General features: G+C 67.3%; 19 protein-coding genes. 12 read left to right on the top strand and 7 right to left on the bottom strand.

The annotated features are described in order from the left end of the window. Window positions 1-59: 59 nt before the first annotated feature. The 4 genes from NX780_RS24505 to NX780_RS24490 all read right to left on the bottom strand — a co-directional run bounded on the left by NX780_RS24505 (window position 60) and on the right by NX780_RS24490 (window position 3,564). Window positions 60-1,466 carry an FAD-binding oxidoreductase gene (locus tag NX780_RS24505; protein WP_258830505.1) on the bottom strand — a complete coding sequence of 469 codons (1,407 nt, stop codon included), beginning with the start codon at window positions 1,464-1,466 and terminating at the stop codon, window positions 60-62. 429 nt (window positions 1,467-1,895) lie between these two features. Beyond that, on the bottom strand, window positions 1,896-2,729 hold the full coding sequence (locus NX780_RS24500; RefSeq protein WP_258830504.1) for an HDOD domain-containing protein: 834 nt from the start codon (window positions 2,727-2,729) through the stop codon (window positions 1,896-1,898). 89 nt (window positions 2,730-2,818) lie between these two features. After that, the gene (locus NX780_RS24495) at window positions 2,819-3,100 is read right to left on the bottom strand and encodes a hypothetical protein (RefSeq protein WP_258830503.1); all 282 of its coding nucleotides are present in this window, start codon (window positions 3,098-3,100) and stop codon (window positions 2,819-2,821) included. Then, the gene (locus NX780_RS24490) at window positions 3,097-3,564 is read right to left on the bottom strand and encodes a MarR family winged helix-turn-helix transcriptional regulator (RefSeq protein WP_258830502.1); all 468 of its coding nucleotides are present in this window, start codon (window positions 3,562-3,564) and stop codon (window positions 3,097-3,099) included. Before NX780_RS24490 ends, NX780_RS24495 begins: the two co-directional genes overlap by 4 nt. A 138-nt stretch (window positions 3,565-3,702) precedes the next feature. Here NX780_RS24490 and NX780_RS24485 point away from each other — a divergent pair, with 138 nt between their 5' ends. The 10 genes from NX780_RS24485 to NX780_RS24440 all read left to right on the top strand — a co-directional run bounded on the left by NX780_RS24485 (window position 3,703) and on the right by NX780_RS24440 (window position 19,089). Next, window positions 3,703-4,644 carry a GlxA family transcriptional regulator gene (locus NX780_RS24485; protein ID WP_258830501.1) on the top strand — a complete coding sequence of 314 codons (942 nt, stop codon included), beginning with the start codon at window positions 3,703-3,705 and terminating at the stop codon, window positions 4,642-4,644. A 144-nt stretch (window positions 4,645-4,788) separates the two neighbouring features. After that, entirely contained in the window at window positions 4,789-6,030 is a 1,242-nt protein-coding gene (locus tag NX780_RS24480; protein WP_258830500.1) for an acetylornithine/succinyldiaminopimelate transaminase, read from the top strand. 90 nt (window positions 6,031-6,120) lie between these two features. Further along, window positions 6,121-7,149 (top strand): arginine N-succinyltransferase, encoded by a 1,029-nt coding sequence (locus tag NX780_RS24475; RefSeq protein ID WP_258830499.1) that lies wholly within the window; start codon window positions 6,121-6,123, stop codon window positions 7,147-7,149. 11 nt (window positions 7,150-7,160) lie between these two features. Further along, window positions 7,161-8,195, top strand: a complete 1,035-nt coding sequence (astA, locus tag NX780_RS24470; RefSeq protein ID WP_258830498.1) for an arginine N-succinyltransferase — start codon at window positions 7,161-7,163, stop codon at window positions 8,193-8,195. After that, window positions 8,188-9,657: a succinylglutamate-semialdehyde dehydrogenase gene (gene astD / locus NX780_RS24465; protein WP_258830497.1), complete on the top strand. Its 1,470-nt coding sequence runs from the start codon at window positions 8,188-8,190 to the stop codon at window positions 9,655-9,657. The genes astA and astD overlap by 8 nt, the downstream gene beginning before the upstream one ends. A gap of 3 nt (window positions 9,658-9,660) precedes the next feature. After that, window positions 9,661-11,004 (top strand): N-succinylarginine dihydrolase, encoded by a 1,344-nt coding sequence (gene astB / locus NX780_RS24460; RefSeq protein WP_258830496.1) that lies wholly within the window; start codon window positions 9,661-9,663, stop codon window positions 11,002-11,004. A gap of 188 nt (window positions 11,005-11,192) precedes the next feature. Continuing rightward, entirely contained in the window at window positions 11,193-15,896 is a 4,704-nt protein-coding gene (locus tag NX780_RS24455) for an NAD-glutamate dehydrogenase domain-containing protein (protein ID WP_258830495.1), read from the top strand. Window positions 15,897-15,900: 4 nt separating this feature from the next. Beyond that, window positions 15,901-16,908, top strand: a complete 1,008-nt coding sequence (locus tag NX780_RS24450; protein ID WP_258830494.1) for a succinylglutamate desuccinylase — start codon at window positions 15,901-15,903, stop codon at window positions 16,906-16,908. 70 nt (window positions 16,909-16,978) lie between these two features. Next, complete coding sequence (locus NX780_RS24445; protein ID WP_258830493.1) at window positions 16,979-18,097, top strand: NADH:flavin oxidoreductase/NADH oxidase; 1,119 nt, start codon at window positions 16,979-16,981, stop codon at window positions 18,095-18,097. A 122-nt stretch (window positions 18,098-18,219) separates the two neighbouring features. Continuing rightward, window positions 18,220-19,089 carry a head GIN domain-containing protein gene (locus NX780_RS24440; RefSeq protein WP_258830492.1) on the top strand — a complete coding sequence of 290 codons (870 nt, stop codon included), beginning with the start codon at window positions 18,220-18,222 and terminating at the stop codon, window positions 19,087-19,089. 1 nt (window position 19,090) lies between these two features. Here the strand turns inward: NX780_RS24440 and NX780_RS24435 are convergent, their stop codons facing one another. Both NX780_RS24435 and NX780_RS24430 read right to left on the bottom strand, forming a co-directional pair. Next, window positions 19,091-19,687, bottom strand: a complete 597-nt coding sequence (locus tag NX780_RS24435) for a DUF6058 family natural product biosynthesis protein (RefSeq protein WP_258830491.1) — start codon at window positions 19,685-19,687, stop codon at window positions 19,091-19,093. An 80-nt stretch (window positions 19,688-19,767) separates the two neighbouring features. Further along, entirely contained in the window at window positions 19,768-20,952 is a 1,185-nt protein-coding gene (locus NX780_RS24430) for a globin domain-containing protein (RefSeq protein ID WP_258830490.1), read from the bottom strand. 231 nt (window positions 20,953-21,183) lie between these two features. Here NX780_RS24430 and NX780_RS24425 point away from each other — a divergent pair, with 231 nt between their 5' ends. Both NX780_RS24425 and NX780_RS24420 read left to right on the top strand, forming a co-directional pair. Continuing rightward, entirely contained in the window at window positions 21,184-22,650 is a 1,467-nt protein-coding gene (locus NX780_RS24425; RefSeq protein WP_258830489.1) for an APC family permease, read from the top strand. 9 nt (window positions 22,651-22,659) lie between these two features. After that, window positions 22,660-23,307, top strand: coding sequence for a CatA-like O-acetyltransferase (locus NX780_RS24420; RefSeq protein WP_258830488.1), 648 nt, complete (start codon window positions 22,660-22,662; stop codon window positions 23,305-23,307). Here the strand turns inward: NX780_RS24420 and NX780_RS24415 are convergent. Beyond that, window positions 23,288-24,367, bottom strand: coding sequence for an alpha/beta fold hydrolase (locus NX780_RS24415; RefSeq protein WP_258830487.1), 1,080 nt, complete (start codon window positions 24,365-24,367; stop codon window positions 23,288-23,290). The genes NX780_RS24420 and NX780_RS24415 overlap by 20 nt on opposite strands. Window positions 24,368-24,480: the final 113 nt, after the last annotated feature.

The following is a 24,480-nucleotide window of genomic DNA, read 5'->3' as shown; positions in this document are numbered from 1 at the left end:
TCCCTAGTTTTGGACTTCACCCGCTCCCCAACCGGAGCGGGTTTTTTTTGTCCTCCGCCCTAGAGGTAGCGCGCCCACAGGCTGTTGGAGAACTTTCCGTCCGGGTCGTGGCGGCGCTTCAGGCTGCGCAAGGCCGCCACTTCCGGATAGGCCTCCTCGAACTGCGCGCGCGTCGCGTGCAGCTGGTAGGGCAGGTAGTAGCGCCCGCCGAAGCGCAGGGCGGTGTCGATCATGGCGCGGGTCCAGGCGCCGGCCTCTTCCCGGGCAGCCTTGCCGGTGCGCTGCTTGTAATACAGGACGAAGGAGAATACCTCCTCCTTGGCCCAGGGCAGGAGGCTGGTGGTATCCGGCGGTGAATGGCGCACCGACACGTTCAGCACCTGGGCCCCGTGTTGCCGGATGACGGCGGCCATCGCCCGGGCGAAACCGGCGAAATGCCGCACCGGGATGAAATACTCCTGCAGCACATAGGTCGAGATGCGGCGCGTGCGCGGCTCCAGCTCCGCCACGTCGAGGCTGGCCTCGTGGTTGCGCCATTTCACCGCCGGCTTGTCCAGCAGCAGCGGGTGGATCACCTGGCGGCGCAGCAGCTCTCCGCCCGGGAGTTCGGTCATGGCGAACAGGACGTTCTGCTCCAGGGCATAGGACTGGCCGCGCGGCACCAGGCGGGCGGTTTCGGTGAGCGGCTTGCCGCTCGTGTGCCAGGAAACCGCGACCGGGGCGTCGAAGTGCGGGGGCAGCAGGTCGGCATTGTGGAAGACGCAGTCCCCGCGCATGACGTCGCGGCGGAACCAGGCGGGATAGTCGCCCAGCGCCACCTCGGTGACCACGCGCTCGATCCGGGTATTGTGCGCCAGATCCAGTTCGACTTCCGTGATCACGCCGACCGCACCGTAGCCGCCGGCCGCCGCGCGAAACAGCGCGGCATGGCTGTTGCGGCTGGCCTCCACGACCGTGCCGTCCGCCAGAACCAGTTGCAGGGCGCGCACCGAGTTCACCACCGGGCCATTGCCGACGTAGCGCCCGTGCGCGTTGACGGAGACCGCCCCGCCCACCGTGAAGTTGGCATAGCTCTGCATGGTCTGTACCGCCAGGTCGTGGGGATCGAGCAACTCCTGCAGGTCGCGCCAGCGCATGCCGGCCTGGACCCGCGCCACCCTGGCGGCGGGGTCGAGCTTCAGCAGCCGGTTCATGCCGCGCATGTCCAGGTGCAGTCCGCCCGCGATGGCGACCTGGCCGCCCATGCTGTAGCGGCCGCCGCCGACGGCGATCTTCCCCGGCCAGTTGCGGACCGCGGCCGCGACTTCCGCCGTGCTTGTCGGTGCGGCCACCCTGGCAACCTCCACAGGGTAGAGGCCGGTGACGTTCTCGATGAGGGGAGCGGCCAGGGCGCGGGCGGGGGCCAGGGTCAGCAGGCTGGCTTCGGCCATGGCCAGGACGAGGAAGCGGCGGCGTGATGGATGCATGTCGTGACGGGTAAGCGTTGTCGGACCTGCAGCATCCGGCAAGTCCTGCTGCCCCGCCAAGGCATTCTTTCCGCGGTAGCGGCATGCGATACCGGCCGTATTGCGTGCAGGCTGCAATATGCCGTTCTAAGTGAATCAGCGCACCGAGTGCGTGGCCGCATGCGCGCTACAGTGGACCCGTCTCTTTCAGGACATCCCTAGTTTTGGACTTCACCCGCTCCTCGAGAGCGGGTTTTTTTTGCCTGGCGCACATCAGAGTTGGCGCTAGCGCAATTGAAGTGAAAAAAGATGCAAAAAAACGCAGCTGTGTGAATCAGCGCACGGAAGCGGACCCGTGCGTGCCCTAAAGTGGAACCGTCTCTTTCAGGACATCCCTAGTTTTGGACTTTGCCCGCTCCCTCGAGCGGGCATTTTTTTGGCTTGCCTGCGTCAGATCAAGGCGGCGGTCAGGCTCTTCACTTCTTCTGCCGACTCCGTCAGGACCTGGGCGAGGGTGCCCTCGCCGGCGATGAAATCGATGGTGGCGGCCGAGTGCATGGTGGTGGCGCCGGGGCGCTGGTGCAGCGGCGAAGGGAAGGGCGCGAGGTCGTTGGCCAGCAGCAGGGTGTCGCCCAGGGTTTCCGGCGGCAGGGCGCGCATGCCGTTCCACAGCGCCTCGATGGCGCCCATCACCGGCACCGGCACGCCGAGCTTGGACAGCACGCCGCGGCCGATCGCCACTTCGCCATGCTCGATCCACTCGTCGGCGTCGCCGTCGACCAGGCCGGGGAATTCCTCCGCGCGCGACAGCAGGTAGAAGCCGCCCACTTCGTGCACGATGCCCGCGAACATCGCGGTTTCCGGGTCGACGAAGGAGACGCGGCGCGCGATCACCTGGCAGAGCGCGGCCACGTGGGCCGAGTGGATCCACAGGGCGTCGGCACGGGCGCGCAGGTCCGGGTCCTTGAGCCCGCTGGCCAGCTGGCGCACGATGACCGAGGCCGCCAGCGCACCCAGGGTGCGGAAGCCCACGCGCTGCACGGCGGCGCGGACATTGGTCACGTCGTGGCCAGCGCGGTTGTAGGCCACCGAGTTGGCGATCGCGACGGTGCGCGCCGCCAGCAGCGGCTCGGCCTGTACCAGCCGGGCCGCCATCTCGATATGGCAGTCGGGTTCGTTCAACGCACGCTGCAGCTTGAGCGTGGCGTCGACATTGGTCGGGAAGCTGAGTTCGCCGCGGCTGGCCTGGGCGGCAATTTCCTTGAGGGCGGAGAGTCGGTCCATCGGAAAATTATACCTCCAACATATTGCCGGGTCGGTAAAAATTACTTTACGGCATTAATTAGAGGCCTTGCCGCCTGGCCGGGAGGGGCTCAAGCCTCGCCGAAGATGGCGTCGCAGCCTTCCTTCTGTTCCTCGGTGTTTTCGAGCTCGTCTTCCAGGCCCAGGTCGGCCAATTCCTCGACCGCGTTCATGAAACTGTTGAGCTTGGTTGCGCCGATGAGGCGGTAGATCTCGCCCGCTTCGTTGCGCACGCCGATGATCATCGGCTCTTCCTTGACTTCGTCGAGCGGCGCAACGTCGAGCAGCAGGTTACCGATGATGTGCTTGTCGAAATGGGCAGGCTTTTTGCCTTCGATCAGGGATGTTTTCAAGGCACTTCCTTTTTAGTTGGTGAAGACGGGGGCATGCCGCCCAGCGCGATGCGCTCGCGCAGCAGGCGCAGAGCGCTGTCAAGGGCGTCGAATTCGGCCTCGCTGTAGCCGGCGAACAGCTGCTTGCCGTGCGCCACGACCTGCGGGAACACGTCGCAGAATACCCCTTCGCCGGCGGGTGTGAGGCGCACGAAGAAGGAGCGCTTGTCCTCGCTGCTGCGTTCGCGCAGCACCAGGCCTTTCTGTTCCAGCCGCTCGATCACGCCGGTCAGCGTGCCCTTGGTGATCAGGGTGCGCTCGCCGAGTTCCTTGTAGCTCATGCCGGGCGTATTGCCCAGCGTGGCAATGATATCGAACTGCGCGTGCGTCAGGCCATGCTGGCGCACCGACTCGCCGGAAAAACGCTCGAAGCCCTGCATGCACTCGGCCAGCAGCCGGACACTCTTTAGATATCGTTCCCCCATGGGGCAGGATTATAGCCGCACGCCGGCACTTTGCTCCGGCGCACCGCATGGACCGGGACGGCCGCGGCCGCTCGCATGGGCTGGGCCATGATCCGGTATCATTACGGCCGATGCCTATCCCGCCGTCCACCCCCTGCCATGCAGCCCGCTGACCTGTCCGTCCTGGCACGGGAGCGTCCGCTGCGCGTGCTGCTGGTCAATGCGGGCGAGCCGGACACCCTGAGCTGGTCGGGGCTGGTGCAGCCGCTGCGCCTGGCCGCCAAGCTGCTGGGGCCCGAGCTGCTGCACGTGGACGTGCGCAGTCCCGACAAGTTCGCCGCCGACAGCCAGCGCCACTGGCACCTGGTGCTGCTGGTGGCCGACGAGGCGGAAGCAGCCTTGCGGCCCGCCAACTGCCGCGCCCTGGTCGAGCGCTGCCGCGCCGCGCCCTTCTGGGGCGGGGTGGGGGCGGGCGTGCTGTGGCTGGCCGACGCCGGCGCCCTGCACGGCATCCGCACGGCGCTGCCTTGGGCGCTCTATCCTGATACCAATGCTCTGGCGGAACAGGCCCTGTTCACCCCCAATCTCTACGAATTCGACGGCAACCGCCTGACCTGCTGCGGCGGCGGCGCCAGCATCGACTTCGCCCTGACCCTGGTCGAGATGCTGTTCGGCGCGACCGTCCAGGCGCAGCTGAAGGAAATCCTGTGCGTGGACCGGGTGCGCGGCAAGGACGAGCGCCAGCGCGTGGCCCTGCAGGCGCGCTTCGGCACCCTGCAGCCCAAGCTGACCGAGGCGGTGGCCCTGATGGAAGCGAATATCGAGGAACCGCTTTCGACCGACGAGATCGCCCAGCTGGCCGGCATCTCGCGGCGCCAGCTGGAACGCCTGTTCAAGCAATACCTGGGCAGCCTGCCTTCGCGCTACTACCTCGAATTGCGCCTGCAAAGGGCGCGCAAATTGCTGATCGACACCAACCACTCGATCGTGCAGGTGGGGCTGATGTGCGGCTTCTCGTCCGGCTCGCACTTTTCGACGGCTTTCGGGGCCCTGTTCGGCAATACGCCAAGGGAAGAGCGGCAGCGCAAGCTGGGACAGTAGCCAATCCCATAATATTTCCCGACCAAAAACGAAAATCCCTGTCGCACTTCTGCAAGAACTTGTCAGGTAGCGTTTCTATAATGGCTCGATCCTGCGCGACGCTTGAGCCGCGCACAACCTTCTTGAACAGATGAGGAAGAAGCCATGAACGCAAAGCTTGATTCGGGTGTCACCACGCGGCCTGTCACTCGGCAGACCTTCGACGAAGTCCTCGTCCCGACCTACGCCCCGGCCGCCATGGTGCCGGTGCGCGCGGCGGGCCTGGACGTGTGGGACCAGGAAGGCAAGCGTTACCTGGACTTCACCTCGGGCATCGCGGTCTCGAGCCTGGGCCACTGCAACCCGGTGCTGGTCGACGCGCTCACCAAGCAGGTCAACACCCTCTGGCACCTCGGCAACGGCTACACCAACGAGCCGGTGCTGCGCCTGGGCCTGGCCCTGACCGAAGCGACGTTCGCCGACCGCGCCTTCTTCTGCAACTCGGGCGCCGAAGCCAACGAAGCGGCCCTGAAGCTGGCCCGCAAGTACGCGCACACCAAGTTCGGCCCGCACAAGTCCCGCATCGTGTCCTGCCTCTCGTCCTTCCACGGCCGCACCCTGTTCACCGTCTCGGTGGGCGGCCAGCCGAAATACACCGAAGGCTTCGAGCCGCTGCCGCAGGAACTGAGCCACATTCCCTACAACGACATCGAAGCGGCGCGCGCCGCCATCACCGATGATGTCGCCGCCGTGATCGTCGAGCCGATCCAGGGCGAGGGCGGCGTCATCCCTGGCAACCCGGACTACCTGAAGGCGCTGCGCGAGATCTGCGACCAGACCGGCGCCGTGCTGGTGTTCGACGAGGTGCAGTCGGGCGTGGGCCGTACCGGCTCGTTCTTCGCCTACCAGCAGATGAACGTCACCCCGGACATCCTGACCTCGGCCAAGGCCCTGGGCAACGGCTACCCGATCGGCGCCATGCTGACCACCGACGAGATCGGCCAGCACTTCAACGTCGGCTCGCACGGCACCACCTACGGCGGCAACCCGCTGGCGGCGACCGTCGGCCTGAACGTGGTCGAAACCATCAACCAGCCCGCCTTCCTGGCCCGCGTCAAGGAAGCGAGCGCCAAGATCTTCGCCAACCTCGAGAAACTCGCGGGCGACTACCCGGAGGTGTTCGGCAAGGCGCGCGGCATGGGCCTGCTGATCGGCCTGCCGATGGCGGAAGCCTACAAGGGCCGCTCCAAGGACTACACAAAGACCTGCGAGAAGCTCGGCCTGATGCTCCTGATCGCCGGCCCGGATGTCGTGCGCCTGGCGCCGGCGCTGATCGTCTCGGACGAGCAGATCGCCGAGGCCGATCGCCTGATGCGCGAAGCCGTCGAGGCCTTCATCGCCGCTTGATCGGTGTACACGCGTGGCCGGCCCGTCTGGAAAGGCGCGGCCGGCCTCGCCGTTTGAGATCAACGACCTGACCCCTTACCAGGAGTTCGCATGTACGTAGTTCGTCCGGTAGATCGCGCGGACATCGGCGCCCTCGAGGCAATGGCCGCGGTGTCGATTCCCGGCCTGCACACGCTGCCGCGCACCCGCGAAGCCATCGTCGCGGCGGTCGAGCGTTCGATCGCTTCCTTCGCCGCCCACGTCGACATTCCCAGCGAAGAGTCCTACCAGTTCGTGCTGGAAGACCTGCGCTCGCGCGAGGTGGTCGGCACCGCCGCCATCCATGCCTCGGCCGGTTCCAACGGCACCTATTTCGCCTTCCGCAACGACGTGATCCAGCAGGTCTCGCGCGACCTGAACATCAGCCACAGCGTGCATGCCCTGACCCTGTGCTCGGAGCTCACGGCCTGCTCGCACCTGTCGGGCTTCTACATCCGCCACCGCGAGACCGCGGGACAGGAGGCCGCGCTGCTGTCGCGCGCGCGCCTGCTGTACGCGATGCTGGCGCCGCACCGCTTCGGCGACCGCTTCTTCGTGCCGCTGGCCGGCGTGACCGACGCCAACGGCCAGTCGGCCTTCTGGAATGCGCTGGGCCGCAAGTTCTTCAAGATGGACTTCCTCGACGCCGAGCGCGTCATCGACGGCGCCCGCAACCGCACCCTGATCGTCGAGCTGATGCCGCACTACCCGGTCTACGTGCCGCTGCTGCCGGAAGACGCCCAGGCCGTGCTGGGCCAGATCCACCCGAGCGGCCAGCTGGCCTTCAAGCTCCTGACCCAGGAAGGCTTCGAGGCCGACGAGTACATCGACATCTTCGACGGCGGCCCGATCCTGCAGGCCCACAAGAATTCGCTGCGCTCCTTCTGCGGCTCCCAGCTGCGCCAGGTCGAGAACGCCGGCCGTGCGGCGGGCACCGAAGAGCTGGTGACGTATGCGGTGGCCAGCACCGAACAGAATTTCCGCGCCGTGATCGCGGCCTGCCCGCCGGTCGAGACCGCGCAGGCGATCTGCCTGCCGCGCGACGCCCAGCAGGCGCTCGGCGTCTCCGCCGGCGACACCGTCACCTGCGTGCGCATTTGAGAGAGGACGACATGCTCGTTATCCGTGCAGTACAAACCGCCGACCTGGACGCCCTGATCGAGATGGCGCGCCAGGCCGGCAGCGGCATGACCACCCTCAAGCCGGACCGCAAGATGCTGGGCGACCGCGTCGCCACCGCGGTTGCGTCCTTCAACGAGACCATCCCGCCCGAAAAGCGCGACTACATGTTCGTGCTCGAGCATACCGAGGACAACAGCATCGCCGGCGTGTGCGCCATCAAGGGCGCGGTCGGCCTGACCGAACCCTTCTACAACTACCGCATCGGCACCCTGGTGCACTGCAGCCGCGAACTGAATGTGTTCACGCGGATGGAGACCCTGTACCTGTCGAACGACCTGACCGGCTCCTCCGAACTGTGCTCGCTGTTCCTGCTGCCGCAGTATCGCGCCGGCTTCAACGGCAAGTGGCTGTCGAAAAGCCGCTTCCTCTTCATTGCCCAGTTCCAGCAGCTGTTCACCGAGAAGATCATCGCCGAGATGCGCGGCTACCAGGACGAGAACGGCGTCTCGCCCTTCTACGAAGGCCTGGGCCGCCACTTCTTCAAGATGGACTTCGACCACGTCGACGGCCTGACCGCGATCGGCAAGAAATCCTTCATCGCCGAACTGATGCCGCGCCAGCCGCTGTACGTGGACTACCTGCCGGAATCGGCGCGCGAGGTGATCGGCAAGGTCCATACCTCGACCCAGCCGGCCAGGAAGCTGCTGGAAAACGAGGGCATGCACTACGAAGGCTACGTCGACATCTTCGATGCCGGCCCGGTGCTGCAGGGCCGCGTGTCCGAGCTGCGCGCGGTGCGCGACAGCGTGCTGGCCGTGGCCCAGGAAGGAAGCGAGGAAGGGGAGACCGAACACCTGCTGGTGTCGAACACCCGCCTGGCCGATTTCCGCATGATCCTGACCCGCGGCGTGCCCGGCGCCGCCCATATCGCACTGAGCGCCCAGGAGCTGTCGCAGCTGCACGTGCAGGCGGGCGACGAGGTGCGCACGCTGCCACTCAATACAAGGAAGAACGCGCATGCCTAATCTCTCGAACTACATCGACGGCGCCTGGCTCGCCGGCAGCGGCCGCGAACTGGCCACCATCGACCCGTCCACCGGCCGCCAGACCTGGACCAGCAATGAATCCACAAGCGACGACGTGGCGCGCGCCGTGCGGGCCGCCCGCGCCGCCTTCGAAGCCTGGGCCTTGACTCCGCTGGAACAGCGTATCGCGATCGCGAACCGTTTCCGCGACCTGCTCAAGGAACACAGCGAGGAACTGGCCGCCACCATTGCCGAGGAAGTCGGCAAGCCGTTGTGGGAAGCGCGCACGGAAGTGACGACGATGGCGAACAAGATCGACATCTCGGTCCAGTCCTACGGCAGCCGCACCGGAGAAACGGCCAACAAGGTCGCCGATGGCAATGCCGTGCTGCGCCACCGCCCGCATGGCGTGTTCGCCGTCTACGGCCCCTACAACTTCCCCGGCCACCTGCCGAACGGCCACATCGTGCCGGCCCTGATCGCCGGGAACACCGTGGTGTTCAAGCCGAGCGAGTACGCGCCGCGCACGGCCGTCAAGACCATGCAGCTGTGGGAGCAGGCCGGCCTGCCGAAGGGGGTGCTGAACCTCGTCAACGGCGGCCGCGAGACCGGCATGGCGCTCGGCCAGAACGACGGCATCGACGGCATCCTGTTCACCGGCAGCAGCCAGACCGGCACCGCCCTGCACAAGCAGTTCGGCGGCCAGCCGGGCAAGATGCTGGCGCTGGAAATGGGCGGCAACAATCCGCTGGTGGTCTGGGACGTGGACAATCTGGACGCCGCCGTCCACCACACCGTGATGTCGGCCTTCATCTCGGCCGGCCAGCGCTGCACCTGCGCGCGCCGCCTGATCATCCAGGATACGCCGCAGGCGCGAGCCTTCCTCGACCGCCTGGTGGAGGTCGCATCGAAGCTGCAGGTCGGCGCTTCGAACGCCGAGCCCCAGCCCTTCATGGGGCCCGTGGTATCAAGCACGGTGGCCGCGCGCCTGGTGCAGGCCCAGGCCGAGATGGTGGAGAAGGGCGGCAAAGTGCTGCTGCAGATGCGCCAGCTGGACCCGAACGCCGGCTTCGTCACCGCCGGCATCGTCGATACCACCGACGCGCAAGGCATCCCGGACGAAGAGTGGTTCGGCCCCCTGCTGCAAGTGATCCGCGTGAAGGACTTCGACGCGGCGCTGCGCGCCGCCAACGCCACCGAATTCGGCCTGGCCGCGGCGCTCCTGTCGCCCTCCGAAGAACTGTGGAAGCGCTTCGCGGTGCGCGCCCGCGCCGGCATTGTCAACTGGAACCGCCCGACCACCGGCGCGGCCAGCTCGGCCCCGTTCGGCGGCGTCGGCAAGTCGGGCAACCACCGCCCGAGCGCCTACTACGCCGCGGATTACTGCGCCTACCCGGTCGCCTCGATCGAGACGGCGGAACTCGAAATGCCGGCCAAGCTGTCGCCGGGACTGTCCTTCTAAATCATGCGTACCGCTCGCGAATACAACTTCGACGGCCTGGTTGGCCCGTCCCACAACTACGCCGGCCTGTCCTTCGGCAACGTCGCGTCCTTCAGCAATGTCAGGAGCGCTTCCAACCCGCGCCAGGCCGCCCTGCAGGGCCTGGCCAAGATGCGCGCCCTGGCTGCGCGCGGCTTCGCCCAGGCCGTGATGCCGCCGCAGGCGCGTCCGAACTTCCGCCTGCTGCGCCGCATCGGTTTTTCCGGAACGGACGCCGACGTGCTGGCGCGCGCCTGGCGCGAGGCGCCGGTGATCCTGGCCTGCGCCTACTCGGCCGCGCCGATGTGGACCGCCAACGCGGCCACCGTGAGCCCATCAAGCGACACGCAGGATCGGCGCGTGCACTTCACGGCCGCGAACCTGAACAACAAGCTGCACCGCTCGGAAGAACACGTGCAGGCCACCCGCACCCTGCGCGCGATCTTCGGCGACAGCAACCGCTTCGTGGTGCACGATGCGCTGCCGCCGGTGCCGGCCTTCGGTGACGAGGGCGCGGCCAACCACACGCGCTTCGCCGCTTCGCACGGCGCCGCCGGCGTCGAGTTCTTCGTCTACGGCCGCGTCGAGTTCGACCCGTCCGCGCCGGGCCCGAAAAAATACCCGGCGCGCCAGACCCTGGAAGCCTCGCAGGCGGTAGCCCGCCTGCACGGCCTGGACCCGGCGCGCACCGTGTTCGCGTCGCAGAACCCGGACGTGATCGACCAGGGCGTGTTCCACAACGACGTGATCGCGGTCGGCAACGGCAATGTGCTGTTCTACCACGACCAGGCTTTCTTCGACGAAGCCGCGACCCTCGACGCCCTGCGCCGCGCCATGGGCGCCGTCGACACCGACCTGGTGCCGGTGCGCGTGGCCAGCGGCGAGGTGCCGGTGGCGGATGCCGTGGCCAGCTACCTGTTCAACAGCCAGCTGCTCAGCAAACCGGACGGCCGCATGGCCCTGGTGGTGCCGCACGAGTGCCGCGAGAACGCGGCCGTGTCGCGCTACCTGGCCGGCCTGGTGGCGAGCGGCGGCCCGATCGACGAGCTGATCGAGTTCGACCTGCGCCAGAGCATGCGCAACGGCGGCGGCCCGGCCTGCCTGCGCCTGCGCGTCGCGCTGACCGACGAGGAAGCGGCGGCCATGCACGGCGGCGTGATCATGACCGAGGAGCTGTATGCGCGCCTGGTGGCCTGGGTCGAGAAGCACTACCGCGACCGCATCGAGCCGAAGGACCTGGCCGACCCGCAGCTGGCGATCGAATGCGCGGCCGCCCTCGAGGAGCTGGAACGCATCCTCGGCCTGCCCGCCCTGTACGACCTTTCGTAATACTCGAGCGCCGCACGGCACGGGTGACCCGGCCGATGCGGCATGTTCTAATACCGGATTGACGCGCAGGCGGAGCGAAGCAGGCGCACACGGAATTCGGACGGGACAACCCCGTCCATATAAAGCAGGGGCGGCGCGAAGCCACAAGCCAGAACGCCCCCCCGGCACACAAACTTTGGAGAAGCAACATGAACGACATGTCTCAAGATTTGCGCAACCAGACGCTTACCCTGGTCAACGCAAACCACGCCGCCGCCTCCGGGCAGGTCGGCGCCCTGATCAGCGCCTGGCTCGGTTCCCTCGACGACGAGGACCTGGCCGGCACCGCGCCCGCGAGCCTGGCGCCGGTGCTGTGGGAAGGTTTCTCGCAGCTGGCCCAGCGCACCGCGCCCGGCTGCCAGATCGCGCAGATGCGCTATACCGACGCGCGCGGCGGCATGGCGACCGCGCTGCTGATCCTGAATGACGACATGCCTTACCTGGTCGATTCCTTCGTCATGGCCCTGCGCAAGGAGCGCCAGACGGCCGCCGGCGTGATGAACGCCGTGCTGCCGGTGCGCCGCGATGGCGCCGGCACCGCCGTCTCGGTCGGCGAAGCCGGCGCCCCGCTGGAATCGATCGTGCTGATCCTGATGAGCGACGAGCTCGAATTCTCCGAACTGGACGCCCTGACCGCGCGCATCCGCATGGTCGCCAACGACGCCGCCGTCGTGCACCGCGATGCCGTCAAGATGGCCGACCGCATGACTGCCGTGGCAGCCGCCAGCGCGAATGCCGGCAGCGCCGAAGGCCAGGAAGTGGCCGCCTTCCTCGAGTGGGCCAAGAACGAAGGCTTCGAGCCCTTCGGCTACGCCTATTACATCGTGAAGGAAGGCGCGCGCGAACTCGAGCGCGACATCCCGAGCCGCATCGGCGTGCTGGCCGACACCGCCCACCCGGTCTACGGCACCTGCCTGGCCAACATCCCGGGCGACTTCGAAACCCTGTCGCGCCGCGCCGACACCCTGTCGATCGTCAAGGCCGACGTCGAGGGCACCCTGCACCGCGACCAGCCGCTCGACTTCATCGGCGTGCGCGACACCGACGCCCAGGGCAAGATCCTGGGCGAGCACTGCTTCGTCGGCCTGTTCACCCGCGCCGCCACCGCGACCCCGCTGGCGCGCCTGCCTTTCGCGCGCGGCCGCGTCGCCAAGGTGCTGTCGATCGCCGGCGTGCGCCAGGAAGGCTTCCGCGCCGAGAAGTTCGTCGAGATCCTCGAGTCGCTGCCGCGCACCGAAGCGCTGGAAGCCGATCCGGAATGGCTGGCCCAGGTGTGCTCCTCGGTCGTGTCGCTGTACAAGCAGCCGCGTCCGAAAGTCTTCGCACGCCGCGACGTGTACGCGCGCCACCTGAACGTGCTGGTCTACCTGCCGCGCGAGCGCTACAGCGCCGCCGTGGCCGCCAGCCTGGCCTCGGCCCTGAAGGACAGCTCGGGCGCCCGCGACGTGCGCGTGCAGACCCTGGTGGCCGACGGCCCGCTGGCCCGCGTCTACCTGATCGCCCATGCCGCGCGCTACCCGCTGGACCTGGAAACCGACATCCAGCAGCCGCTGCTGTCGGTGCTGGACGGTTGGCATGACCGCTTCGCCACGGCGACCAACACCATCGAAGACCACGCCCTGCGCAGCAGCCTGCGTAAGCTCGGCGCCAACCTGCCGGTCTCGTTTGTCACCAACACCGCGCCGGAAACCGCTTTCCGCGACCTGCAGGCCCTGCTGAAGAATGGCAAGTCGGACCGCGTCACCGTGCGCGTGGAACCGGGCGACGACGCCAACGGCATCGACGCCTCGATCCGCATGTATTCGGGCGAGACCGTGCCTTCGCTGTCGCGCATCCTGCCCGCCCTGCAGAACGCCGGTATCGCGGTCGACCGCGAGCAGACCTGGACCATCAAGGCCGCCGACGGCACCATCCACAACGTCACCGCGCTGGCCGTGGACGACGAGAGCGGCGCCAAGCTGGTCAAGCAGGGCATCATCCCGGTGGCCGAAGAGCTGTTCACCGCCCTCTTCAACAACGACGCCGAAGACGGCCGCATGAACGGCCTGACCATCGAAGGCGGCCTGTCGATGCGCGAAGTGCAGCTGGTGCGCGCCTACATCAGCTACTGGCGCCAGCTCGGCTCGAAGTTCTCGGTGCGCTACATGGCCGAGACCCTGCGCACCCAGCCGGCCCTGGTGAAGGAATTCGTCGCCGGCTTCCTGCTGCGCTTCGATCCGGCGCTGGGCGAGTCCGAGCGCAACGCCGGCACCGCCAAGCTGGCTGCGCTCAAGGCCGGCCTGTCGACCGTGAACCACGCCGACACCGAAGAGATCATGGCGGCCCTGGTCGACCTGGCCCTGGCCACCGTGCGCACCAACTACTTCCAGAACAGCGGCGAGAAGATCATCTTCAAGGTCGACACCAGCAACCTGGCGCTGGCCCCGGAACCGCGTCCGTACCGCGAGATCTACGTGTTCTCGCGCCGCTTCGAAGGCGTGCACCTGCGCGGCGGCCCGGTTGCCCGCGGCGGCCTGCGCTGGTCGGACCGCATGGAAGACTACCGCACCGAAGTGCTCGGCCTGGTCAAGGCCCAGATGGTGAAGAACGCCGTCATCGTGCCGGCCGGCTCCAAGGGCGGCTTCGTCTGCAAGCAGATGCCGCAGGGCGCCCCGCGCGAAGTGGTGGCGGCCGAGGGTGAAGCCTGCTACCGCGAATTCATCGCCAGCCTGCTGGAAGTGACCGACAACCGCGTGCGCGGCGCCATCGTCCCGCCGGAGAACACCGTGCGCCACGACCAGGACGACCCCTACCTGGTGGTCGCCGCCGACAAGGGCACCGCGACCTTCTCCGACATCGCCAACAGCATCGCCGTCAAGCGCGGCTTCTGGCTGGGCGACGCCTTCGCCTCGGGCGGTTCGAACGGCTACGACCACAAGAAGATGGGCATCACCGCCAAGGGCGCTTTCGAAGCGGTCAAGCGCCACTTCTACGAACTGGGCCACGACATGAGCACCACCCCGGTGACCATGGTCGGCGTGGGCGACATGTCGGGCGACGTGTTCGGCAACGGCGTGCTGCTGTCGCGCCAGCTGAAGCTGGTGGCGGCGTTCGACCACCGCCACATCTTCCTGGATCCGACCCCGGACGTCGAAGTCTCGTTCAAGGAGCGCCAGCGCATGTTCGCACTGCCGCGTTCCTCGTGGGAAGACTACGACAAGAGCCTGATCTCGCAGGGCGGCGGCGTGTTCCCGCGCACCGCGCGCTCGATCGAGCTGAGCCCTGAAGTGCGCGCCGCCCTGGACATCAAGGAAGCCTCGCTGTCGCCGGAAGAGCTGATGCACCGCATCCTGCTGGCGCCGGTCGACCTGTTCTACAACGGCGGCATCGGCACCTACATCAAGTCCTCGAACGAGACCCACGCCCAGGTGAAGGACCGCGCCAACGACCGCATCCGCGTGAACGGCAACGAACTGCGCTGCAAGGTGGTGGCCGAAGGCGGCAACCTGGGCGCGACCCAGGCCGGCCGTATCGAGTTTGCACTCAGCGGCGGCCGCATCTTCACCGATGCGATCGACAACTCGGCGGGTGTGGACTGCTCCGACCACGAAGTCAACATCAAGATCTGGCTGGACACCGAAGTCAACGCCGGCGAACTGGCGGAAGACGAGCGTAACCGCGTGCTGAACGAAATGACCGGCGCCGTGGAAGACCTGGTCCTGCGCGACAACAAGCAGCAGACCCACCTCCTGACCCGCGAAGCGCAGGCCCAGGCCACCGCGTCCGTCGTGGACGGCTACGCCGCCCTGATCACGAACCTGGAAGGCGAGGGCGCCGTCAACCGCGAGCTGGAACAGCTGCCGAGCGACACCGAGCTTGCCCGCCGCAAGGCGCTGGGCCTGGGCCTGTCGGCGCCGGAACTGGCCGTGGTCATCGCCAACGTGAAGAACCGCTTCAAGCGCACCCTGCTGGCCATCGACCTCACCAGCGAAAGCTGGGCCGAGTCGCTGCTGCGTCCTTACTTCCCGGCCCAGCTGGTCGCCACCCGCAACCCGCTGAACCACCCGCTGGCCAACGCCATCCTGGCGACCGTGCTGGCCAACGAAGCCGTCAACCGCTGCGGTCCGCTGATGCTGCGCGACCTGGCGGCCGAGCACCGAGTCGAGGAAACCGAGGTGGTGAAGGCCTGGGCCCGCGCCTGGTCGGCCCTGCACCTGGCGCCGGTGTTCGATGCCCTCGACGCCGATGCGCTGAAGGTGCCGCGTGACGTCTCGATGGCGGTCGATACCCGCACCCGCGCCCTGCTGCGCGCCGTGATCGAAGGCGTGCTGTCGCTGCCGGCAGGTACCGACGGCATGGCCGAGCTGTCCACGCTGTTCGGCCAGGCCGACCAGCTGCGTTCGCTCACCCCGGCCCGTTCGGAAGCCGATGGCCACAGCGGCCTGCCGGCTTCCTTCACGGCAGCCTGGAAGGCGGTCGAGACCATCGAGTCGCTGGCCACCTTCCTGTTCGCGGCGGTGTCGGTGCAGCGTCCGAGCGGCATGAGCCTGGCCCAGTTCCTGCAGGTCGGCATGCTGCTCCGCCAGCAGGCCGGCATCGACATGCTCGAGCGCGGCCTGAAGCTGCCGGCACAGAGCAAGTCGCAGGAACAGCTGCGCAACTACGCGATGCAGGCCCTGCGCCGCACCCAGCAGCGCCTGCTGCTGCAGGTGATCGAGCAGGCCGGCACCGGCGGCGATCCGCAGGCAGCCGTCAAGGCGGTCACGCAAGCGCGCGGCCTGAGCGGCTTCGCGCAGCCGACGGACCTCGAGCAGGCCATGCTGGACGTGTGGGCGCTGTCGGAAGGTTCGAATCCGGACCGTCTGGCTGCGTAAGCCGATGAGCGCGGCGGAGAACGGAGGTAAAGGCGCGCTGCCGGAAGCGGTGCGCGCCCTGGCCGAAGCGGATTTCGCTTCGGTCGCGCAGCGCTTCCTTGATGCCGGCTTCGCGGTCGGCCTCCCGGCTCCCGGCATCCTCACGGTGAAGGGCGCGCCCGGCGCCGCCCGGCCCGCCGTGCTGGTGTCGGTGGGCGTGCACGGCGATGAAACGGGGCCGATCGAAATGGTCGCCTGGCTCATCGAAACCCTGTCGCGCAGCCCGCGCGAACTGGCGGTGGACCTGATGCTCTGCGTCGGCAACATCGACGCGATCGCCCAGGGCAAGCGTTTCATCGACGCGGACCTGAACCGCATGTTCCGTGCGGACCGTGGTTCTCTTGCGGGCACCGCGGAAGCGGCGCGGGCCGATGCGCTCATCGCCGCCACGGTGGACTTCTTCGCCGGCGCGGGTCCGCAGCGCTGGCACCTCGACCTGCACACGGCGATCCGTCCCTCGCACTATCCGATGTTCGCGATCGTGCCGGAGATCATTCCGGACGAGCCACGCAAGGCGCTCATCGACTGGCTGGGGCAGGCGGCGATCGGCGCCGTCATCATGAACCCGAAGTCGGTGGGCACCTATAGCTACTACTCGGCCGAGCACCACGGGGCCGCGGGCAGCACCGTGGAGCTGGGGCGTGTCGGCACGCTGGGACAGAACGACCTGTCGCAGTTTGCAGATGCGTCCAAAGCACTGGACCGCTTGCTGCGCGGGCAGCCGGCCGGGGAAGCGAAGCTGCGGCCGCACGTGTTCGCGACGGCGCGGCAGGTGATCAAGCTGTCCGATGCCTTCACCATGTCGGTGGGACGCGAGACCTGGAACTTCACGTCGATGAAGAAGGGCGAGGTGATCGCGACCGATGGCGACACCGTGTACACCGTCGAGCACGAGGAGGAACTGGTCGTGTTCCCGAATCCGGATGTGCGGGTCGGCCTGCGTGCGGGGCTGATGGTCGTCCGTATCGGCTGACTTCTTCAAGCTCGCAGCACCGAAATCCGCGCTGCACTAGACTGAGGCCTTTGCGCCAAGCGGAGGCCTCATGTCGAGCAAGCTTTTCTCCCCAGTCACCCTGGGCCCCCTGCAACTGTTCAACCGCATCGCCATCGCGCCGATGTGCCAGTATTCCGCCGTCGACGGTTTTCCCACCGACTGGCACATGATCCACCTCGGCAACCTCGCCCTGTCCGGCGCCGGCCTGCTCATCATCGAAGCGACCGCCGTCACGCCCGAGGGCCGCATCTCACCCGACGACCTGGGCCTGTGGCTGGATGCCCACCAGGAAGCGCTGGCGCCCGTCATCCGCGCCATGCGCCGCCACTCGCCCATCAGGATCGCCGTCCAGCTGGCCCATGCCGGCCGCAAGGCCTCGAGCGAGGTGCCGTGGGAGGGCGGGGCCAACATTCCGCCCGGCCAGCCGCGCGGCTGGCAGACCGTCGCGCCATCGAGCGTGCCGCACGCGGAAGGGGAAACCGTGCCGCTGGCGCTGGATGCGGACGGCCTGGCGCGCATCAGGGAAGGCTTCGTGGCGGCTGCCAAACGCGCCCATGCCCTCGGCCTGGACGGCATCGAGCTGCATGGCGCCCACGGCTACCTGCTGCACCAGTTCCTCTCTCCCTTGTCGAACAGGCGCGAGGACGACTACGGCGGTTCGCTGGAGAACCGCATGCGCTTTCCTTTGGCGGTCTTCGACGCGGTACGCGCCGCCGTCCCGCGGGAGATGGCGGTCGGCATGCGCATCTCGGCCACCGACTGGGTCGAGGGCGGCTGGGAGATCGAGCAGAGCGTGCGCTTCGCCTTGGAACTGAAAGCACGCGGCTGCGACTTCATGCACGTCTCCAGCGGTGGCCTGTCGCCGCAGCAGAAGATCCCGGTCGGGCCGGGCTACCAGATCGCCTTCGCCGAACGCATCAAGCGGGAAACGGGCTTGCCGACCATCGGCGTCGGCCTGATCACCGAACCGCGGCAGGCGGAAGCGATCCTGCAGCAGGACCAGGCCGACGTGGTGGGGCTGGCGCGCGCCATGCTCTACGATCCGCGCTGGCCCTGGCATGCGGCGGCCGAGCTGGGCGAGCAGGCATTCGCCCCGCCGCAGTACTGGCGCTCGCAGCCGCGCGAGTACAAGGAGCTGTTCGGCAGCACGCGGCTCGGCCAGCGCTGATCGCTCCCTCCTCCCTGCCGCAGCTCATCCACCATTTTCTGCAGCCTGTCGCAGACCGTGGGCGCGGGTCCGGCGTGGTGATTACAGTGATGCTACTTCATCACCAACCACAGGATATCTCCATGCGCACGCTTCTTGCCCTCGCTACCGCCGCCGCCCTCGCCACCCTGGGTGGCTGCGCGATCATCGTCGTGCCGGACAATGGCGATGTGCATATGCGTTCGGTCTTCAGCAACGATGTCGTGGAGGGCAACGGCGTGGCGGCGCGCGACGAGCGCACGGTGGGGACGCATGGCAGGCTGGAGACCGGCGGCGCGATGCAGGTCGAGGTGCGGGTCGGCCAGGCGCCTTCGCTGGTAGTGGAAGCCGACAGCAACCTGCTGCCCTATATCCGTACCGAGGCGCGCGGCAACACGCTCCTGGTCACGGGCGACCGCCTCCTGCGCAGCAAGACCCCGATGCGCGTCGTCTATACGACACCGCGCCTGTCCGAGGTGCGTGCCGGCGGCGCCGGCAAGGTCGTGGTGAGCGAGCTTGCCGGCGCGCCCCTGGACGTGCACAAGAGCGGTTCGGGACAGATCCGCCTGGCGGGGAAGGTCGAGAGCCTGAACGCGCGGGTGAGCGGCTCCGGCACCCTCGATGCGGGTGAGCTGCGCAGCGCCAGTGCGGACCTGGGCGTCAGCGGCTCCGGCCGCATGAACGTCGGCGACGTGCAGGGCGACTATGCGCGTGTGCAGGTCTCCGGATCGGGTGTGCTGCAGGCGGCCGGCCGCGTGCGTTCGCTGAACGCGCGCGTCTCCGGCTCGGGCAGCGTCGACCTGGCCGCGCTGTCGGCCCAGGAAGCCGACCTGGTCTCGTCCGGTTCGGGCGGCATCCGCGCCACCGTGAAGGGGTCGCTGGTCGCCCATGGCGGCGGTTCCGGCGGCATCCGGGTGTATGGGCAGCCGGTGCAGAGCAGCATCAGCGGCAAGGGCGTGCAGCTGCTGGACTGATCTACAGGCCGTGCACCCGGCGCATCTCGTCCACGTAGCGGTGGCGCGAGCTGCGCGCCACTTCGTGCGGGGCGAAGGGACTGCTGGCGCTGTCGAGCAGGTCGACGCAGCGCCGCAGCTGTGCGCCGCCATTCGCTTCCCGGATCAAGGTGATGGCCAGCTCCTTGGCCGCAATGTCTTCCGGCAGGCCGGATACCGTGCACAGTCCATACGTACCGTCGAGGAAGTGCCCCCATTCGGCGGCCAGGTGGGCTTCCTCCGCCAGCCGGCCGGGAAGGTCGAACCCTGACGTCGCAAGCTGCTCCAGGCGCGCGCGGTAGCGCCCTGCGAACACGGCAAAGGCCTCAGGCTCGCCGTCCACCGACTGCAGGACGTCGACCCAGGAGACGTAGCCCTTGGCGTAGTAGTCGGCGGCTACCTGTTCGCGGTGCTCGCCGAAGAAGGAATCGCAGAGGATGCCCAGGCGCAGGCGATAGGAGGCGCGCGGCATCATGCGGCGCGCCTGCCACTGCTGCAGCTGGCCCGGTTCGAGGGCGCAGCGTGCCAGCAGCTGTGCGTGGGTGAGGAAGTGTTGGTTGAGGTAGTGGATCAGTTCCATGCGGGTCTCGCCAGTTCAAGCATGGCGAGACTGTATGCGCTTGCCGGCCGCGATGCTTCGGCCGGCGCCGAAGCATGGGCTTACAGCAGGTTGTCCAGCAGGTCCGGACCGAAGACTTCGCGGTGCAGCTTGCCTACCGGGGCGCCGGCCTCCAGCAGGGCCTTCCACTGCGCCTGCATGAAGGGCAGGGGGCCACAGAGGTAGACGTCGGTCTCGCCGCGCGGCCACGAAGGCAGGCGCGCCAGTTCCATCTTCCCTTTCAGGACATTCGCTTCCTCGCCTTCCTCGTGGAAGGTGACGACGTGCAGGTGCGGCATGCGTGCCTGCGCCGCCGCCACGTCAGCCTGGTGCGCGTGGTGGGCCTTGTTGCGCGCCGCATGGGCGAAGATCACGCGGCGCTCCGGGGCAACCGCCGCGATGCGGTTCAGGGCCGCGATCATCGGCGTGATGCCGATGCCCGCCGACAGCAGCACCACCGGCTCGTTCGATTCGGTATCCGGCAGGAAGTCGCCGAAGGGGTGGCTCACCTGCAGCACGTCGCCCGCCTTCACGTTGGCGTGCAGCCAGGTCGAGACCTCGCCCGCCGGGTGGGCGCCGCCATCCTCGCGCTTGACGGAGATGCGCATCGCGTCCTTGCCCGGCGCGTCCGAGAGGCTGTACTGGCGCAGCTGGCGATGGCCGTCAGGGAAGTCCACCGCCACGCTCACGTACTGGCCGGCCTTGAAGGGAGGCAGGGCGCCGCCTTCGGGCTGGAGGCGGATCGCGATCACGTTCTCGCTCTCGCGCACCACGTCCAGTACGCGCATCGGGCGGGTCGCGCCCGGCTGCACGCCTGCCTCAAGGTACATCTTCGCTTCCGCATCGATCAGGAGGCGGGCCAGCGAGGTATAGGCCTCTTCCCAGGCTTTCAGGAGCGGCTCGGTGGCGGCATCGCCCAGCACGGTCTTGATCGCGCCCAGCAGGTGGTGGCCGACGATCGGGTAGTGGTCGGCGCGGATGCCCACCGAGGCGTGCTTGTGCACGATGCGGCTCACGACCGGTCCCAGCGCGGCCGCATTGCCGATGTTCGCCGCATAGGCGAAGACCGCCGAGGCCAGCGACTGCTGCTGTGCGCCGCTGGCCTGGTTGCCCATATTGAACAGGTTCTTCAGCTCCGGGTGGGCGGCGAACATGCTGGCATAGAAGGTCCTGGTGATGCTCAGGCCATGCTCGCGCAGCACGGGAACGGAAGCGTCGATATAGGGACGGGAAGCGGTCGAGATCATGATGGTGTTGTCCTTATTGATGCATTAATTATGCATGTTTATAGCCGAAAAAATGGTCCGGACGGACTGGGATTCGTGCGGACGCAGCCATTCTATCAAAGATGCTCAACAAATGCATGTTTAAGCAAACTATTTTTCGGCACAGACTCAACAGCCCCTATAATCGCAGGTTTTGATTGGCGGATGATTAACGCCGCCGAGCCTGTTAACCGCGCCACCAAAGGACATGCCGTGAATCTGACCCTGGGCCAAAAGCTGATCCGTACCAAAACAGCTGACCGTCACCATGACGGGGAGGCCACGGAAGGCGGTGGCCTGCAACGCTCGCTCAGCCTGTTCCCGCTGACCATGATCGGCGTCGGCGCCACCATCGGCACCGGCATCTTCTTCACCATGGTCGAAGCGGTGCCGAAGGCCGGTCCGGCCGTGATCCTGTCCTTCCTGCTGGCTGCGCTCACCGCCGGCCTGACCGCGCTGTGCTACGCCGAACTGGCGGGCCGGGTGCCGGCCGCGGGTTCCTCCTATTCCTTCGCCTATGCGACCGTGGGCGAGTTTGCCGCCTTCATCGTTGCGGCCTGCCTGCTGCTCGAATACGGGCTGGCGGGGAGCGCGGTGGCGATCGGCTGGTCCGACTACCTGAACAACTTCCTCCTGAATGCCTTCGGCTGGGAGATCCCGGCCCACCTGCGTTCGCCGATGTTCGTGTCCGATCACCACAACGTCCATTTCACACCCGGTAACTTCAACCTGCCGCCGGTGATCCTGGTCGCGATGTGCTGCCTGCTGCTGGTGCGCGGCACCAAGGAATCGGCCACCACCAATGCCATCATGGTGCTGGTCAAGCTGGCCATCCTGGTCTTCTTCGCGGTGATCGCCTTCACCGGTTTCGACACCGCCAACTTCACCCCCTTCTTCAATCCGGATGCCGACAGCGGCTACGTGGGCATGGCCGGCGTGACCGCCGCCGCCGGCACCGTGTTCTTCTCCTTCATCGGCCTGGACACCATTGCCACTGCCGGCGAAGAGACCAACAACCCGCGCCGCAACGTCCCGATCGGCATCCTGGCCGCGCTCCTGATCGTGACCGCCTTCTACCTGCTGGTGGCCGTGGCCGCGATGGGCGCCCAGCCTTCGCACATGTTCGCGGGCCAGGAGGCCGGCCTGTCGGTGATCCTGCAGAACGTGACCGGCCAGGCCTGGCCGGCGCTGGTGCTGTCGGCGGGCGCCGTGGTCTCGGTGTTCTCGGTGACCCTGGTGACGATCTACGGCCAGACCCGCATCCTGTACGCGATCAGCCGCGACGGCCTGATCCCGAAGACCTTCCAGAAGGTGAACAAGCGCACCCTGGCCCCGACCAGCAATACCGTCATCGTCTGCCTGGTGGTGGGCGCGGTGGCCGGCCTGGTCGACGCGACCTTCCTGTGGGACATGGTGAGCATGGGCACGCTGACCGCCTTCATCGTGGTCTCGATCGCGGTGCCGGTGATCCGCGCCAAGCAGGGCCGCGGCGAGCCGGGCCAGTTCCGCGTGCCTTTCGGCCCCTACGTGATTCCGGGCCTGTCGGTGCTGGCCTGCCTGTACATCATGAAGGACCTGTCGCCGGCCACCTTCCGCGTCTTCTTCATCTGGATGGCGGTGGCGGTGGCGACCTACTTCCTGTACAGCGTGCGCCACAGCCGCCTGAACAAGCAGCAGTAAGAGGCCGGCATGGAGAAGTTCGAACGCCGGCGCGACCGGTTTGCGCTGTTCGATGCGATGGACAGCGCGGCGGTGAACATCTGCTTCCCGCTCGCGTTGCCGGACTTCCGGCCCTGGTGCAAACAGGAAGGACTGGCGCCCTTCCACGTGCTGCTGTGCGCTGTCCTGCGTGCGGTCTTGAAGGTCGAGAACTTCCGCTACCGGATCCTGGACGGCGAAGTGATCCGCATCGAGCGCCTGATCCCGTCCTTCACGGTGATCAACCAGCACAATGACCTGAATTTCGCCCAGTTCGACTGGAGCGATGACCTGCGCGAATTCGTCGCGCGCGGCATCGCGGCGCGCGAGGAGGCCAGCAACATGGAGGCGCTGAACATGGAGTACGCCGCGCGCACGCCATTGCAGGCCAAGGAACAGGTGTTCGTCACCTGCATCCCCTGGCTGGCCTTCACCGCGATCCAGCACCCGATCGCTTCGCTGAAGCAGCCAGACATCCCGTCCTTCGCCTGGGGCAGGTTCAAGGAGGCCGGCGCAGGCCAGCTGGAGCTGCCCTTCTCGGTGCAGGCCCACCACGGCTTCGTCGACGGCTTCCACATCCACCAGCTGGCCGGGCAAATCGCGGCCGAGCTGGAAGCGATCATTTCGCCAGCGGCCTGACCACCTCGAGCAGGCTGACGAGAAGCTTGCCGGGCTCCTCCCACGGCACCATGTGGGCGGAACGCTCGAACCAGACCACGCGCTTGTAGGGCGCGTCCACCTGGTCCATCCATGCCACCGTCGGCGCGGTGGGCGTCGTGTAGTCGTGCCGCCCCAGGAACATCACGACCGGGATGGGGAAGCGCGCCACCCGTGAAAAGTCGACGTCCAGGAAGGCGGGCAGCACCCGGCCCAGGGTCAGCACATTGCCCTTGTCGATGTCCTTCACCTGCCTGGGCGTGTATTCGGGCGAGAGCAGGGGGCCGCGGAAGTAGTAGCCGGATTCGCTGCGGTAAGCGCTCAAGCCGCCGTAGTGTTGCGGCCACTTGCGCGCGATGATGATGCGCTCGCGGGTGATAGGCTGGTCGCCCGGGTAGGGCGCGATCGAGGCCATCTCCTTGACCGCCTGCGCATTGTTCTCGCGTTTCGCGCGTTCGAAGGCATAGTCGAAGCTGAGGCGTTCGTTCTCGCGCACGTTCAACACCTGGCCGATGCCGACATAGGCGTAAAACAGGTCGGGGCGCTCGAGCGCGGCCTGCATGCCGACCACCGTTCCCCAGCTGTGGCCCATCAGGATCAGCTTGCGCTTGCCGTAGCGCACCTTCAGGTGCTCGGCCACCTCGATCGCATCCTTGACGTAGCGCTCGATGCGGATCGTGTCCGCCACTTTCGCCGGATCGGTCTCGCCATAGCTCTTGCCCGAGGCCCGCTGGTCCCAGTTCGCCACCGTGAAATATTCCTCGATCGGCCGCTGGAACTGCCACATCGTCGGCGTCACGGGCGCAGCCGGGCCGCCGTGGACGAACAGGATCATGGGGTTGTCGCGGTCTTGCCCGCGCACGTTCAGCCACTGCTCGACGCCGCCGATCGTCGTCTTGTACGAATCCTGCACCCCGGTTGGCGCCACGATGCGTCCAAGGTCTTCGATGATGGCGCGCGATTTCGCGTAAGGGTCGGCTTCCTGCGCCGGGACAAGGGCGGATACCAATAGCGCGCCAATGAACAGCCATGCTTTCTTCATCCTGCGTCTCCGTTCGGTGGGTCGATGAGGACAGCATAGCGCCGCGTATGCACGCGTGCGCGGGGTGCGCGACGAACTGCATGATCCGCGGTGCGAATGGTGCGAGCGGCAAT

This window comes from Massilia agri, assembly GCF_024753255.1.
Classification (GTDB): Bacteria; Pseudomonadota; Gammaproteobacteria; order Burkholderiales; family Burkholderiaceae_D; genus Telluria; species Telluria agri.
This window is presented reverse-complemented; position numbering and strand designations above follow the sequence as displayed.